This window comes from Exilibacterium tricleocarpae (genome assembly GCF_007004655.1).
GTDB classification, from domain to species: Bacteria; Pseudomonadota; Gammaproteobacteria; order Pseudomonadales; family Cellvibrionaceae; genus Exilibacterium; species Exilibacterium tricleocarpae.
On the sequence record NZ_ML660093.1, the window covers coordinates 223,993 to 238,421 of the forward strand.

Annotated in this window: 13 protein-coding genes; 1 reads left to right on the top strand and 12 read right to left on the bottom strand. The window is 59.9% G+C overall.

Features of this window, described 5'->3' with window-relative positions; genetic code table 11:
* Positions 1-187: 187 nt before the first annotated feature.
* The 7 genes from FKG94_RS12535 to FKG94_RS12565 form a co-directional block, all read right to left on the bottom strand.
* Positions 188-763 carry an aromatic-ring-hydroxylating dioxygenase subunit beta gene (locus FKG94_RS12535; protein WP_142904676.1) on the bottom strand — a complete coding sequence of 192 codons (576 nt, stop codon included), beginning with the start codon at positions 761-763 and terminating at the stop codon, positions 188-190.
* A complete protein-coding gene (locus FKG94_RS12540) occupies positions 760-2,130 on the bottom strand; it encodes an aromatic ring-hydroxylating oxygenase subunit alpha (protein ID WP_246125115.1) in 1,371 nt (456 codons plus the stop codon). The genes FKG94_RS12535 and FKG94_RS12540 overlap by 4 nt, the downstream gene beginning before the upstream one ends.
* Positions 2,127-2,855: an SDR family NAD(P)-dependent oxidoreductase gene (locus FKG94_RS12545; RefSeq protein ID WP_142904677.1), complete on the bottom strand. Its 729-nt coding sequence runs from the start codon at positions 2,853-2,855 to the stop codon at positions 2,127-2,129. Before FKG94_RS12545 ends, FKG94_RS12540 begins: the two co-directional genes overlap by 4 nt.
* Positions 2,852-3,244 (bottom strand): Zn-ribbon domain-containing OB-fold protein, encoded by a 393-nt coding sequence (locus tag FKG94_RS12550; RefSeq protein WP_142904678.1) that lies wholly within the window; start codon positions 3,242-3,244, stop codon positions 2,852-2,854. Before FKG94_RS12550 ends, FKG94_RS12545 begins: the two co-directional genes overlap by 4 nt.
* Positions 3,241-4,410, bottom strand: coding sequence for a thiolase family protein (locus FKG94_RS12555; protein ID WP_142904679.1), 1,170 nt, complete (start codon positions 4,408-4,410; stop codon positions 3,241-3,243). Before FKG94_RS12555 ends, FKG94_RS12550 begins: the two co-directional genes overlap by 4 nt.
* Positions 4,407-6,026 carry an AMP-binding protein gene (locus tag FKG94_RS12560; RefSeq protein WP_142904680.1) on the bottom strand — a complete coding sequence of 540 codons (1,620 nt, stop codon included), beginning with the start codon at positions 6,024-6,026 and terminating at the stop codon, positions 4,407-4,409. Before FKG94_RS12560 ends, FKG94_RS12555 begins: the two co-directional genes overlap by 4 nt.
* 108 nt (positions 6,027-6,134) lie before the next feature.
* Entirely contained in the window at positions 6,135-7,058 is a 924-nt protein-coding gene (locus FKG94_RS12565) for a LysR substrate-binding domain-containing protein (RefSeq protein WP_142904681.1), read from the bottom strand.
* 208 nt (positions 7,059-7,266) lie between these two features.
* Here FKG94_RS12565 and FKG94_RS12570 point away from each other — a divergent pair, with 208 nt between their 5' ends.
* A complete protein-coding gene (locus FKG94_RS12570) occupies positions 7,267-8,499 on the top strand; it encodes a multidrug effflux MFS transporter (RefSeq protein WP_246125117.1) in 1,233 nt (410 codons plus the stop codon).
* Between the two features lie 185 nt (positions 8,500-8,684).
* Here the strand turns inward: FKG94_RS12570 and maiA are convergent, their stop codons facing one another.
* The 5 genes from maiA to FKG94_RS12595 form a co-directional block, all read right to left on the bottom strand.
* On the bottom strand, positions 8,685-9,314 hold the full coding sequence (gene maiA, locus FKG94_RS12575; protein WP_142904682.1) for a maleylacetoacetate isomerase: 630 nt from the start codon (positions 9,312-9,314) through the stop codon (positions 8,685-8,687).
* A gap of 19 nt (positions 9,315-9,333) precedes the next feature.
* Positions 9,334-10,647, bottom strand: coding sequence for a fumarylacetoacetase (fahA, locus tag FKG94_RS12580; protein ID WP_142904683.1), 1,314 nt, complete (start codon positions 10,645-10,647; stop codon positions 9,334-9,336).
* 276 nt (positions 10,648-10,923) lie between these two features.
* Positions 10,924-12,228, bottom strand: coding sequence for a homogentisate 1,2-dioxygenase (gene hmgA, locus FKG94_RS12585; RefSeq protein ID WP_142904684.1), 1,305 nt, complete (start codon positions 12,226-12,228; stop codon positions 10,924-10,926).
* Positions 12,229-12,261: 33 nt separating this feature from the next.
* Positions 12,262-12,471, bottom strand: coding sequence for a DUF2783 domain-containing protein (locus FKG94_RS12590; protein ID WP_142904685.1), 210 nt, complete (start codon positions 12,469-12,471; stop codon positions 12,262-12,264).
* Positions 12,468-14,246, bottom strand: coding sequence for an FAD-dependent oxidoreductase (locus tag FKG94_RS12595; RefSeq protein ID WP_142904686.1), 1,779 nt, complete (start codon positions 14,244-14,246; stop codon positions 12,468-12,470). The genes FKG94_RS12590 and FKG94_RS12595 overlap by 4 nt, the downstream gene beginning before the upstream one ends.
* Positions 14,247-14,429 lie beyond the last annotated feature (183 nt).

Sequence of the window (14,429 nt, forward strand, 5' to 3'; positions counted from 1 at the left end):
TATAAGCTGAAAATGCGACAACGTCTTTAGTGCTATAGCTTCTAATAATCAGACTAAGACTTCGATAACGGAGCTCGATACGCCGGAAACCGTTGCCAAACGATATAACGCAAAACGTAAAAAATCAATATCAAGAAAGATCCTATATTGTTTGGCTGCCGCATACACCCGCTGGCGCGGGGTAGCCCTAGATATACGTCATAATAGATTTGTGGTTGGCATCGCAGTTAATGATATCGACGCGCTTTTGCCGGATTTTATACTCGTCCCCGGCGCGCACCAGATTATGAGTATAGGTGCCGGCAAACAGCGTCTGTTCGCGATAGTAAAGCACCGCCTGGAAATTGGACTTCACGGTGCAGGTACCGGTCGCGGTATCCAGCGCCGCAAGCCGAATATTTGAGATCAGGTGCGAGGTGCGAATCGTGTACTGCATGGACGCCGACAGGCGATGGCCGAAGTTGGCTGCGCGCACCGCCATCAGGGTACGGTTCTCGAAAAGAATGGAGATATGGCTGTGGGGGTCTTGCTGGTCCGGCGCCACCGGCATCCAGTAGGTGCCGTCGTCGGTAAACAACTGCATCCAGTTTTCCAGGTCATTGCCATCGAGCAAATCGGCTTCCCGGTAGAGAAAGCGTTCGATTTCCGCCAGGTCGACGCCGCCGGCCGGTGTCGCGGTGGCGGCGGTTATGGCCGGCCCGGTGACAGGCGCAGCTGGTCCTGCCACTGGCGTCGTGTCTGTCAGGGGAGGCGTCTCTGTCATCGCTGCGTCTCCTGTGCTTCGCTGCCGGCCATATAGTGCAACCAGGCGCGGTATTGATTGCGCATCGACAGGTCGCTGGTGCCCTTGGCGCGAGTGATCGGGCCAAGGGTTTCCTCGCGGCCGATATAGCGGCGCATATCCACCCATTGCGCACTGTTCGAGCACAGTGATTCCTGCATGCGGTTGTAGCAATCGAAATCGTCGGGCCCCACCATGGAGGCGGGCGAATTGATCAACCGCGAATAGGTCATGGTGCGGTGTAACATCGCCTCGGGCGCTCCCTTGAGGCGAAAATGCCAGGTTTGGATCAGGGTTTTGTCCACCGCCAGCGGACGTACCACGCGGACAATCTGCACCGCATCTTTAATCGTAAAGGAGGGATAGATGGTGGTGTTGTGGCGGTTGCTGCCGAGCACCTGTTCGGTGCGCTCGCGGCCGTGGGCGGCGATCATACTGTCCAGGTAACCGGGAATATCGGAATAGGCGGAGTGGATACTCTGTTGCCCACCCATAAAGCTGTGGCCGTTGGGCATTACCGACACACCCAGATCGTCAAAGAACTGGTAGGAGGCACCGAACGGCGAGATAATTTCCGCCTCCTTGGGCGGCTCGGCGCCCGCCGGCAACCGTTTCATCAGCGCGCGGGTGGCAAAGCCCACCGAGGCGTGGCAGACCATGGGATGCTGCGCGTCGTTGAGATTTTCGACAAACATCTTCCAGTTGCAGTCGTGAAGATAGGGCAGGCAGGCGCCGGCCACCTCGACCTCGCCCTCGGGCGAGCGATCTGCCATATTGTCAATGGTCTCCAGCGTCGCCCCCATAAACGTTTTCAAATCCTCACCCTCGGCGGCCAGGCTGGCAAACACAAAACCGCGATGACTCTCCACCCTGGCCACCGGCTGCATACTGAATTGCGGATCGCTGGTATCGAAATCCGTATCCTCGTAGCCGCATTTGTGCGGGGTGGCGTTCAGGGTGCCGTCGAGATTGAACGTCCAGCCGTGGTAGGGGCAGCGAAACATCGCGGTATTGCCGCCGGGTTTGGTGGCGACCTTGGCGCCTTTGTGACCGCAGCGATTGTAGATCACATTAACCCGGGCGCGTTTGTCGCGCACCATCAGCACCGGCTCTTTGCCGATGCTGGTGCCGATATAGTCGCCGGGGTCCGGCACCTGTGAGGCGTGGCCTACATAGACCCAGGCCCGGGCCCAGATACGTTCCATCTCCAAGTCGAAAATCGCCGGATCGAGATACACATCTCGATGCACACGATTTTTCTGCACCAGGCCGGTCAATTCCACTGTGGTGTAAACCGGCGCGAGACGATCGCCGGCGATCAAGTTGTTGTTGTGTATGTTGCCCATCATAGTGACAATCCTCCCAAACTGGCGCCCCCGCAGACAAACAGGGTTTGGCCGGTGACAAAGCTGTTTTCCGGCGCGGCGAAAAACATCACCGCCCGTGCGACATCTTGCGGATAGCCGATGCGCTTAAGCGGCAGCCCCGCGGCGATAGCTTCGAGTTTCTCGCTGCCCTCGGGAATCACCGCGTGAAACATTTCGGTAGCGGCGATAGGGCCGGGCGCCACGGTGTTTACCGTGATGCCGTGCTGGCCCAGCTCCAGCGCCCAGGTGCGGGTCATACCAATCATCGCCGCTTTGGTGGCGGCATAGCAGGTGCGTGTTTCGAGGCCCTGCAGAGCGCGGGTCGACATAGCGACAATACGGCCGAAGCGCTTTTCCTTCATCGCCGGCAGCACCGCCTGGGTCAGTATAATCGCCGCGCTCAGGTGGACCCGGGTCAGGTAGTCGAGGTCGTCGGTATCCACCGCTTCGAGCGGTGCGGCACGGATCAGGCCCGCATTGTGAATCAGGGTGTCGACCCTAAACTGTTCGGTAACCGTGGCGGCCGTCGCGCGGGTGGCCTGCAGATCAGAGAGGTCAACCGCGAAGTTGTGCAGCCGGCTGTGCTCCAGCGAAGCCGGTCGCCGTGCAAGATTGACAACCTGATAGCCGGCTTCCAATAGTTGCCGGCAGATTTCGAGGCCGATGCCGGTGCTGCCGCCGGTAACCAGCGCTGTGTGTTCACTCATACGCTCACCCCGTTATTTAAGGCCGTCGCCGCCAGTAGCGTCTCACCGCGCGGGTCTTGCCCGGCGACTATCGCGACGCGCGCGCCGGCGCCGGCGCGCGCCCGGTTGTGGGCCAGCACCCGAACGCCGCAATCGAGCTGCACCGATGCCAGCGGCCAGGGCAGTTGTGATTGCCAGTCGGTGATCAGGCTGTGGTGTAGATCACTGGTTGCCAGCACTACGCCGCGATTGTCCGCGGGTTCCCACGACAATGCGTCACCAAGACAGTTTTTACAGATTTCCCGGGACGGGTATTGCACTGTGTCGCACTCGTTGCAATGCTGGAGCAGCAGAACTTCGCTTGATTGCGCCGCGTCTGTGGCCGGCTGCGAACCGCTGGCGTTATTCATAGATCACCCCGCGCCAAAATGGCCGCTGCCGCGCACAGGCCGCGGTCGTAGTTGACCATGCCGTAGCCGCTTACCATGCCGATACGGGCGCCGGGCACCTGGTGAGCGCCGGCGCTGCGGTTGAGCTGCCGCAGGGTTTCGACCACACCCAGGTAGCCGCAGCCCGCCTGCCCGACGGACAACTGTCCGCCGTTGGTATTGTGCGGCAGGCCACCGCCGTCGAAGGTCAACGGTGTCGCGCGCACAAAGGCCGGTGCCGTACCCGGTTCGCAAAACCCGAGACCCTCTAACTGCAGCATGCAGATAACCGGGTAGTCGTCGTAGGTTTGCAGCACGTCGATATCGCCCGGCCCGAGGCCGGCGCGTCGATAAAGCGACTCCTGAAACAACAGCCAGCCGCCGCGCACTTGCACCGGGTCTTCGCTAAACGCATTGTGGCGCTCATCCGCCGCCAGGATGCTGACATAGGGCAGTTGCAGATCGCGGGCCCGCTCTACACTGGTTACCAGAAAGCCGTCGGCGCCGGCGCAGGGCATAACACAATCGTAAAGGTGCAGCGGTCCGGCAATAGGGCGCGCGTTTAGATACCCGGCCATGTTCAGCGGTTTGTGACCGAGCAGGGCGTCGGGATTGTGGTTGGCATTGTAGCGTTGCGCAATGCAGATGCGGCCGAAATCTTCCCGCGTCGCGCCGAAGGTATCCATATAGCGCTGTGTAATCAGCGAGAAAGGCGCGTTGGGACCGGCGCCGCCATAGGGGTGCACCGCCTGCTTACTGAACTCACTGAAGTCGGCGACAGTGGCGGTAAAGCGCCCCGGTTGCGCGGTGTCGCCGCCGATACAGGCGATAATATCTGCATCGCCGCACTGGATGGCGCGGGCGGCGCGGCGCAGGCCGATCACACCCGATGCGCCGCCGAAAGGCAGTTGTTCCAACCAGCGCGGCGCGAGGCCGAAGTGTTCGGTGAGACTGACCACCGAATCGGGTTCGAGGGTAAAGCTGGAAATACACAAGCCGTCGATCTGCTGTTTGGCAATGCCGCTTTGTCGCACCAGACCGGCCAGGGCGCGACCGATAAACCGCGCCGCCCCGTGTTCACTGAAGCGCACGTAAGGCACAGTAACCGGTGCAATCAGCGCCACGCCCCGGTAGTCGTTGGGGATCATGCGGAAATCCTGCCGCGCTTTTTCTGCTCGCGCAGGTCGAAACAGTCTGCCGCTGCCAGTAACTCCCGACACAGGGTTTTGAGTTCGGCACGCTGGGGTTTTTGCGATGCGGTCAGCGGCAGTTGATCCACGAAAGCGATATAGCCGGGCGCTTTGTAGTACACCAGTGCGGCGCGACAGTGCTCAAACAGCGCCTGGGCGCTGTTGTTGTTTGCTGCAGTCTCCGGTTTCAGGACGATGCAGGCCATCACCTCGTCGCCGCGCAGTTCGTCCGGCACCGGGGCCACCGCCACCTGATCGACTGTCGGGTGCAGCGCCAGGGCGGCCTCCACCTCCAGGGCGGAAATGTTTTCGCCGCTGCGGCGAATCACATTCTTGCGGCGGTCGACAAAATGTAACTGACCATCCGACCCAAAGCGCACCACATCGCCGGTATGCAGCCAGTTATCCGCCCAGATCGCCGCGGTAGCGGCGGCATCTTTCAGGTATTCAGTAAAAAAACCTTTGCGTGGATTGTCACCGGCGGCGCGCACCAGCAGTTCGCCGGCTTTGCCGCTGGCGACTTCCCGACCCTGTTCGTCCACCAGTTTGACTTCGATGGCGGGACCGGGTTTGCCGATACAGGCGCTGCCGATATGACGCGGTTCGCGGCTGGCGATAATGGCGCCGGCGCAGCCCGATTCGGTCATGGCCCAGGCTTCGATCAGGGGGAAGCCGAAGCGCTGCTCAAAGGCTCGATGGTGTGCCGGGTTGACGCCGGCACCGAAACCAAAGCGCAACCGGTGGCGGGTTTCCGCCGCTGCCGGCGGCATATTCAATAGTATCGCCGGCATAACCCCCAGGTAGTGAACGATAGTGGCCCGACTTTGCGCCGCAGTTTCCCACCAACTGTGCGGATGGAAACGGTCCAGTTGCACGAGACAGCCACCGCTCATGATCATGGCCATGGCGGAACAGGCCATGGCGTTCATATGCACCAGGGGCAGCGGCGTCAGCAGGCGCTCTTTGCCGTTCTCCAGCGCGCAGAGATCGCCGATACTGTTGTACCAGCGGCCGTTGCTGAGAAAATAGTCGTTGCTCAACACGCAACCTTTAGGCCGGCCGGTGCTGCCGGAGGTATAGAGCAGCGCACATTCGGTGCGGTGATCGACAGGACGGGCAAGTGGCGCTGACCGGGCCGCGGGTATCGCTTTCTCATCGGGGTGTATAACCGGCAACTCGATACCGGCCTGCCGCGCCGCGCATTGCAATGCCGCTTGACGCTCTGGGATGCAGACTGCCAGGCAGACTTCGCTGTGACTCAGCAGGTAGGCGGTTTCAGCGTCGGTCATGTCGCCGTTGACCGGGACCGCGCTGACCCCGAGCGCGTTCAGGGCCAGCCAGTGAAGAAAAAACGCCGCGCGGTTTTCCAGCAACAGGGCGACGCGATGACCGCAACCATAACCCGCTGCGCAGTAAAGTCTTCGCAGGCGCTCCACCGCCGCGCCGGTGGCGCCGTAACTGAGTTCGACAGCGCTGTCGCTGTAGCCGCGGGTGGCGGCCGCGGGGATGCACAGAAACGGCTGCTGCGCATACGCCTCGACACTGTCGCGAAAGGCCTGATAAACGCTGGACATAAACCCCGATTCCCCGCCTCGATACTGAACGCTGTCGAGCGAGTATAAAGCAGGCCAAAAGCCGTTGTAATTTGGTAATTTTTATATCGGATATTTGCCTGGTGGATATCAGGCATCGACGCCCTGGGTGTCCTGCCGGTACATACCTAAAATGATGTCGCGCACCCATTGATGACCGGGATCGCCGTGCAGGCTGCTGTGCCACATCAGGTAAACCGGTGCCCGCCAGTCGTCGAGCGGGGCCGGCAGCAGTTGCAGATCGAACAGCGCGGCAAAATGCCGCGCGACTTTTTCCGGCAGGGTGCAGATCATATTCGACTCTGCGACGATATACGGCATATTGAAAAAACTGGCGACGCGCATGCCGTGGCGGCGGCGCAGGCCGTTGGCCAGCAGGTGCTGGTCCAGCAGGGAAATCCGTTTATCTTTGGGATAGAGCGCCACCTGCTCGGTCTGTAAAAACTGCTCCATGCTCAGGCTCTGTTGAATCTTCGGATGATCCCGGCGCGCCAGGCAATAGCCCGGTTCACGGCAGAGGATTTCGATATGGAAATCGTCTTCGAGCAGCGGGATGTTGTCCACGGCGAAGTCCACGCTGCCGAAGTGCATCAAGTCTTTCAGGTCCGCCTCGTACTGGGGCCAGATATTGATACGCACGGCGGATGCCTCGGCCTGTAGCCGCCGCAGTAGTTGCGGCACTACGACAATACCGCCGTAGTCCACCGAAGCCAGGGTAAACACGCGATCGGTTTTTTGGTGATCGAAGGTCACCGACTGGGTGACGGTTTCACTGACCAGATCGAGAATCCGGCGAATCGGGCGCTCCAGCTCCAGAGCCCTGGGGGTGGGTTTGACACCGCTGCCGGTGCGGATAAAAAGCTCGTCGTTCAGCGTCAGTCGCAGTCGCGCCACGGCCGCGCTCATGGCCGGCTGGCTCATACCGATCTTGTCCGCAGCGGCGGACATCTTGCGCTCGGTCATAATCGCATCAAAGATGGTCAGCAGGTTGAGGTCGACACTGCGTAAGTTCATTGGAGTATCTTTTTGACTTCTATGTGGTTGATTTACATGTTTTTTTTAAGGTTTGGTCGCCTGATGGCAGCGTTTGGTTTACCAGAGTAGCGCAAAAACGCCGGTTGGGGCGAATAAATCCTCCGTTTTGATCGCGCTGTTATTCCTTGCAATCCCGTTGTCACCTCTTACCATGTCGGGCACTCGCAATCAGGAATAAGGTAAACCATTGAACGCTGTACCCCCGGAATCCACTGTATCCTCCAAACCTGCTCTGCCTCTGGGCGAGTTTGTCGCATTGATGGCCTTGTTGACGTCGCTGGTGGCTCTGTCGATAGATGCGATGTTACCGGCGTTACCCGAGATCGGTCGCGATTTACTGGCCGGCGATGTCAATAACAATCAACTGGTGGTGTCGGTCTTGTTCTTCGGTCTCGCGTTGGGGTTGTTTCTCTACGGCCCGCTGTCGGACAGTATCGGCCGTAAACCGGCGGTTTTTATCGGCATGGGCATCTTTATTGCCGGCTGCCTGCTGGCGATTTTCGCCACCGACTTTCGCACCATGCTGCTCGGCCGGCTGTTGCAGGGCATCGGGCTGGGGGCGCCGCGGGTAGTGGCGATTGCGCTGATCCGCGATCTTTACGAGGGCGCCGCCATGGCGCGGGTGATGTCCTTTATCACGACCCTTTTTATCGCTGTGCCGATGGTTGCGCCGGCCCTGGGGCAGGGTATTTTACTGGTGTCCGACTGGCGCATGATTTTTTGGGTGATTCTGTTGTTAGGTGTGGTCAGCTTGTGTTGGTTTGCCATTCGCCAACCGGAAACCCTGCCGCCGTCACGCCGCGCGCCGTTTTCGCCCCGGTGCCTGGGCGCTGCCGCGCGGGAGGTGTTTGCCAACCGGATTGCGCTGGGTTACACCCTGGCTGCCGGCGCTATTTTCAGCGCTTTCCTGGCTTATCTGAGTACCGTACAGCAGATTTTTCAACAGCAATACGCCCTGGCCAACTGGTTTCCCTTGATTTTTGCCGGCCTGGCGTTTGCGGTCGGCAGCGCCTCTTACCTCAACGGCCGGCTGGTGATGCGGCTCGGCATGCAGTGGATAGTGCGGCGGTCGCTGTTGTTGCTGGCCGGCGTGTCGCTGCTGTTTCTCGCCCCTGCCCATTACTTTGCCGGGCATCCGCCGCTGTGGCTGCTGCTGGCTTACCTGGCGGTCGCGCTATTTTGTGCGGGGTTGTTGTTCGGCAATATCAATGCACTGGCGATGGAACCGCTCGGGCATATCGCCGGTATGGGAGCGGCGGTGGTCGGTTCGCTGTCTACCCTGATGTCATTACCTGTGGGTATTGCTATCGCGCGTGTCTATGCCGGTAGTGTTATGCCGATAGTGGCCGGTTTCGCCGTCGGGGCCATTGTGACGCTGTTACTTGTGAACTGGGCGGAGCGCGGGCGGCCGACGCCGTAAGTGTTTGCCGCCAGTTGGTTGGGGGGGGCGCCTGTTAAGAGAGGGTCAAGTCTTGACTAATAGTTAATGAAAATGGAAAGGAGAGGGACGCCTGCAACTTAGCAACTGAATAAAACTGTAAGCCCGATGACATACGACTAAGTTGCTAAGTTGCTAAGTTGCAGGCGTCCCTCAAAGCATGAATGTCAAGGTGCATCCGCCTGCGACTCCGGTTTAGCCTTGTCAAAAGCCGGCAACCCATTACAAGCCGCGCAAATGGCTTCAATTTTCGGATAGGCCGTCATATCAGTATCAAAACGCCGGGCGTTGTAAACCTGGGGAACCAGATAGACATCGGCCAGTGTCACCTGTTCGCCGAAGCAATAGGGCGCGGCGCGCACCTGGCTTTCCAGTGCGGTAAAACCGGTTTCGATCCAGTGCCGGTACCAGGTGTTTTTCTGCTGCTCGTCCACCTGCAACTCACCGGTGAGATACTTCAACACCCGCAGATTGTTGAGCGGGTGAATATCACAGGCGATGATACTGGCCCAACTGCGCACAGTGGCCGCTGCGTAACTGTCAGCAGGCAACAGCGGCGGCTGCGGATACTGCGCTTCGAGATACTCCAAAATAGCGGTGGACTGGCTGATATAATCACCGCGCTCTGTTTTCAGCGCCGGTACAAATCCCTGGGGCTGGATGGCTTTGTAGCTGTCGCTGTGATGCTCCCCCGCCAGCAGGTCGACGGGAACAAGACGGTGGGCAATCCCTTTCAGGTTGAGAGCGATACGCACCCGGTAGGCCGCGGAGGATCGGTAATAGGTATAGAGTTCCATGGTTTATCTCCGTTTGATCTTACACGCGTGCCGGCAGCACAGTAGCCACTACTTCACCGAAGCCGATACGCGCGGCGCCGTCGCGCTGGCAGTAGCCGCGCATAACAATGCTATCGCCGTCTTCGAGGAAGGTGCGCTGCTCGCCATTGGGCAGTGTTATTGGCCGCTTGCCACCGCCGGTCAGTTCCAGAATGGAGCCGGCCTCCTCCGGTTGCGGACCGGATTGGGTGCCCGAACCCAGCAGGTCACCGGGATTCATGGCACAACCGGTAACGCTGTGGTGGGTGAGCATCTGGGCGGCGGTCCAGTAGGAGTGGCGGAAGCTGGAGCTGGACAGCCGCGCCGGTGCCTCTCCGGCGGCGCGCATCTGCGCGGTTTCAATCAGGCATTCCAGTTGTATATCGATATTGCCATGTGCCGTGTTGAAGTCGGATGTCAGGTAAGGCAGGGGCTGCGGGTCCTCGGCCGGACGCTCAAAGGCGCTTCGATAGGGAGCCAGTGCCTCCAGGGTGATGATCCAGGGTGAAATCGTGGAGGCAAAGTTCTTGGCCAGGAAGGGACCCAGTGGCTGGTATTCCCAGGCCTGGATATCGCGAGCGGACCAGTCGTTCAACAGACACAGGCCGAACACGTGAGCCTCCGCCGCGTCTATGTCGATGCGCTCTCCAAGCGCTGTGCCCCGGCCGACAAAGATACCCATCTCCAGTTCATAGTCCAGGCGTTTACAGGGACCGAAGCTCGGCTCGTTGGCATCGGGGGCTTTGGTCTGGCCCACCGGGCGCGGAAAGGTCTGCCCGGAAACACCGATAGTCGAGGCGCGTCCGTGATAGCCGATCGGCACCCATTTGTAGTTGGGCAGCAGGGGACTGTCCGGCCGGAACAACGAGCCGATCGCCGTTGCGTGATGAATGGAAGTATAAAAGTCGGTGTAGTCGCCGATGCGGCAGGGCAGGTCGTATTCCACCGCCGCCTGTGGCACCAGGCAATTCGCCAGACTCGACTGCGCGGCGGCGCCGCTGCGCAGGGCCCGCGACAGCGCCAGGCGCAGGGCGGCGTTGGTATCGGGACCCAGCGCCATCAACGCGTTAAGCGAACTTTGCGCTGCGGCTTTAGCCGCCGCCAGCGCTTCGCCTTCGAAGACACCGGCGCCAGCAGCGGCGGCCATATCCAACACCTGGTCGCCGATGGCAACGCCACCGCGCATGACTTCGTCGCTACCGCTGCGACGGAATACGGCGAAGGGCAGATTCTGGATCGGGAAATCGCTGTTGTTATTGGCAGAGGTCACCCAACTGGTGAGTCGTGGGGCGTGGGTTTCGTTGAGCTGTGTCATGATGTAGAACCTGCGTTTGGAGTCTGGGGTTGGAGCCTTAATGCATTTACTGAGTAGAATTTTTACACTTTGTAGATTCTCACGTTATCCTCACTGGTCTTGATCAAAAGTAGCGGCCCGTGTCGGGTGGCACTCTCCTGACTCGCGGTGCCCGTCACAGCACCCCTGTTGTCGGAAGTTTTTCAAAGTGCCACCAGAGGCAGATCTGCTGCCCTGATATCTTTAATCAAAATCGTGTGATAACCCATGCTATTGCGATCTACTGAACAGCGTTTGCTAACGCTGCCCGTTAAAAAATTTTTTCAGTGTACCCCAGCAGTCCAGATAGTCTTTCTGCCTGGCCGGCGTTTCCAGCGCGAACCGGGTGGGTGCGATCACATAGCGGGATTCGAACATAAACGCCAGGGTGTTGGTATAACGCTGCGGCGCCAGTGTCGCATTGCTGGCTTTTTCGAACACCCCGGCCTCTGGGCCGTGGGGTGTCATGCAGTTGTGCAGGCTCATACCACCGGGCTCGAAACCTTTTTCCTTGGCATCGTAAACTCCTCTGATCAGGCCCATAAACTCGCTCATGATATTGCGATGGTACCAGGGCGGACGAAATGTATCCTCGGCCACCATCCAGCGCGGCGGAAAGATAACAAAGTCGACATTGGCGACGCCGGCAGTATCGCTCGGCGCCGTCAGCACGGTAAAGATCGACGGGTCCGGGTGGTCGTAGCTGACGGTGTTGATCACATTGAACCGCGCCAGGTCGTACTTGTAAGGCGCCGCGTTGCCCACCCAGGCCACCACGTCGAGCGGCGAGTGATCGAGCGGCGCCTGATGCAGGCCGCCGCAGAATTTTGCCACCAGCGTATACTCGCCTTCAACGTCCTCGAAGCGGGCCACCGGGTACTGGAAGTCGCGGTCGTTGGCATAGCCGTTGGCCCCCACCGGCCCCCGTTCCGGCAATTGCAGGGGCGCGCCGTAGTTTTCGCAGAGATAGCCGCGCACCGGGCCACCGGGCAGTTCGATTTTGAATTTGATACCGCGGGGGATCACCATAATCTCGCCGGGTTTGACATGCAGAACACCCAGTTCGGTATAGGCGAGCAATTCACCCGCCTGCGGCACAAACAACAGTTCGCCGTCGGCGCAATAAAAAAACCGCTGCCCCATGCCGCGGTTGGCGGTGTATACATGGATGCCGATACCGGTCTGCGTGCGGGCGTCGCCGTTGGCGGCCACGGTGGTGAGCCCCTGCAAAAAGTCGGTGGGAGTCTCGGGTATCGGCAGGGCATCCCAGCGCATGACGTTGGGCGGGCAGGGCGCCTCGGTGATGGGCGCGGTGCGCAGCAGCCCGGCGTCGAGCGGACGAAAATCCCCCATCGCAATGGAGGGGCGGATACGGTAGGTCCAGGTGCGGCGGTTGGTCGCCCGCGGTGCCGTAAACGCGGTGTTGCTGAACTGTTCGGCATAGAGTTTGTAGGGGCATTGCTGCGGGGCAAACCGGCCCACCGGCAGGGCGCCGGGCAGCGCCTCGGTTTCGTGTTCATTGCCGAAGCCGGTCAGGTAATGAAGTTCGCTGGGATCGATCATAGTCAGTTCCCTGTTGCGCATCTGGCGCAGTGATTATGAGGTCGGGTCGAGGGCGCCGGCAATAGCCAGTGCTTCGCGCAGGGTGTCCAGGTCGCCGATATGGTTGGCCAGCAGCAGCACCAGGCGCGCATTGGCCCGCTCGCTCTGATCGCGGTCGAGGTCGCGGTGCATATCGGTGAGTGCGGCATAGAACGCATCGGCATCGCTAAAATTTGGGGCGGTATTGAGTCGCTGTGGGGTCATGAGGCAGTCTCCAGATCGAAGCCCAACGCTCTTCGCATGGCCCTGGTAACTATCCCTTGCGATAGTTGCCGCCAGCGGCCGGCGATAATCTGATCGGGGCGGAACAGGTAGGTAGTGCCGACCTGGAGGTGGTAGCGTTCAGCCACCAGAGCGTCGCTGTCGATCACGGCGTTGCCGAGGTCGGCCAGCGCAGTAGGCATCCGGGCGTCACTGACCAGTAGCACATCGAGATCATCGACGGCCTGCAACGCCTGCAGGTCACCGCGCAGGGCCATTCCGTCGGTTGCCCCGAGATAAACCATGGCGACAAAGCGATTGCCGAGTTGGTCGAGTAGCCAGTCGGGCTTGCCATTGCGCGTGACAGGTGCATCCAGAGGTGCGGCGCCGGCGCTGAGATCAACGCCGGCGGAACAACCGGCGTCGGCGTTGGACGCACTGGAATGGAAGTTACCGGAATGAGAGGAACTGGAATGAGAGGAACTGGAATCAGAGCTAAAAGCGTCGCAGCCGGTTTCAATACTGTTCAGGGGCGAGTCCGTATAGTGACAGGGCGTCGACAGGCGGCCGCTGTTGACCAGCGCGCGGGCAAATTCGCAATCCTTGGCCAGGCGCAGTGTCTCGTCGCGAAAGATACGGCTGATCCGATTTTTCGGGGTGATAAAGTCAGTGGCGCGGGTGGAGTGGAGAATATTCTCCGCCGCGCCGCGCTGGCGCTCGTCATTGTAAGTCTGCAGCAGCGCCACCGGCGCGCTGCCGCGCAGAATACGCGCCAGTTTCCAGGCCAGGTTCTCCACCGCTTGGATACCGCCGTTGGCGCCGCGGGCGCCGAACGGCGAAACCTGGTGGGCGGCGTCGCCGATAAACACCACGCGCCGGTGGATGAAGTTATCCATTTTGCGACACTGGAAGGTGTAGACACTGGCCCACTCAAGGTCGAATTCCACCGCCTCCCCCAGCATGGCCTGCAGGCGCGGGCGAATATTCGCCTCTTTGATTTCCTCAGCCGGATCGGCATCCCAACCGAGTTGCAGGTCGATACGCCAGACATCGTCGGCCTGGCGGTGCAGCAGCGCCGACTGGTTGCGGTGAAACGGCGGGTCGAACCAGAACCAGCGCTCGGTGGGAAAGCGGGCTTTCATCACCACATCGGCGATCAGGAAGCGGTCCTGAAACACCTGGCCCTTGCTCTCCAGACCGAGGGCGGTGCGGATTTTGCTGTTGGCGCCATCCGCCACCAGCAGGTAGTCGCAGGTCAGGGGGTAGCTGCCCTCGGGTGTGTCGACCTGGATGCGGGTGCCACCGGGATCAGTGTCCACCGCGCTGACTTTGTTTTTCCAGCGCAGGTCGATAGTCTCAAAAGCCGCCACCCGTTCCACCAGGTACTGTTCAAAGTAGTACTGCTGCAGGTTGATAAACGCCGGCAGCTTGTGGCCGGACTCCGGTAGCAGGTTAAAGGCGTAGATCAAATCATCCTGAAAAAACACCTTGCCCGATTGCCAGGTAATACCTTTGTCGACCATACGCTCGGCGCAGCCGTAGCGATCCATGATTTCCAGCGTGCGCTTGGCAAAACAGATGGCGCGGGAGCCGACGCTGACGGTGTCGTTGTCGTCCAGGATTACGCTGGGAACACCCTGCAGGGCCAGATCCAGAGCGGCCGCCAGTCCGCAGGGGCCGGCCCCGACAATGATGACCGGGTGATGGGGTGCGGTGGCCGTATCCTGGTCTGGGCTGCGCCGGTAGTCGTAGACCGGATTGGTGTAAGTCTGTGGCATAGCTGCTGGGTTCACTCAGGGGTGTCGTAGCTGCTGATGATAGTTTCATTTGAGACCAATTTACCGGCTAAATTTAGAGATATCAAGGATAAACTGGATATATAAGCCGTATTTTTTGCTACCCGGCTAGAAAAAGGCGTGAAAAAAGTTTTTAATGCAACTATTTCAATGTTAGATTGTAAG

Bases quoted from the DNA above. Each gene is read 5' to 3' on its own strand.
- FKG94_RS12535 (WP_142904676.1), bottom strand. From the start codon at position 763: ATGACAGAGACGCCTCCCCTGACAGACACGACGCCAGTGGCAGGACCA.
- FKG94_RS12540 (WP_246125115.1), bottom strand. From the start codon at position 2,130: ATGATGGGCAACATACACAACAACAACTTGATCGCCGGCGATCGTCTC.
- FKG94_RS12545 (WP_142904677.1), bottom strand. From the start codon at position 2,855: ATGAGTGAACACACAGCGCTGGTTACCGGCGGCAGCACCGGCATCGGC.
- FKG94_RS12550 (WP_142904678.1), bottom strand. From the start codon at position 3,244: ATGAATAACGCCAGCGGTTCGCAGCCGGCCACAGACGCGGCGCAATCA.
- FKG94_RS12555 (WP_142904679.1), bottom strand. From the start codon at position 4,410: ATGATCCCCAACGACTACCGGGGCGTGGCGCTGATTGCACCGGTTACT.
- FKG94_RS12560 (WP_142904680.1), bottom strand. From the start codon at position 6,026: ATGTCCAGCGTTTATCAGGCCTTTCGCGACAGTGTCGAGGCGTATGCG.
- FKG94_RS12565 (WP_142904681.1), bottom strand. From the start codon at position 7,058: ATGAACTTACGCAGTGTCGACCTCAACCTGCTGACCATCTTTGATGCG.
- maiA (WP_142904682.1), bottom strand. From the start codon at position 9,314: ATGGAACTCTATACCTATTACCGATCCTCCGCGGCCTACCGGGTGCGT.
- fahA (WP_142904683.1), bottom strand. From the start codon at position 10,647: ATGACACAGCTCAACGAAACCCACGCCCCACGACTCACCAGTTGGGTG.
- hmgA (WP_142904684.1), bottom strand. From the start codon at position 12,228: ATGATCGATCCCAGCGAACTTCATTACCTGACCGGCTTCGGCAATGAA.
- FKG94_RS12590 (WP_142904685.1), bottom strand. From the start codon at position 12,471: ATGACCCCACAGCGACTCAATACCGCCCCAAATTTTAGCGATGCCGAT.
- FKG94_RS12595 (WP_142904686.1), bottom strand. From the start codon at position 14,246: ATGCCACAGACTTACACCAATCCGGTCTACGACTACCGGCGCAGCCCA.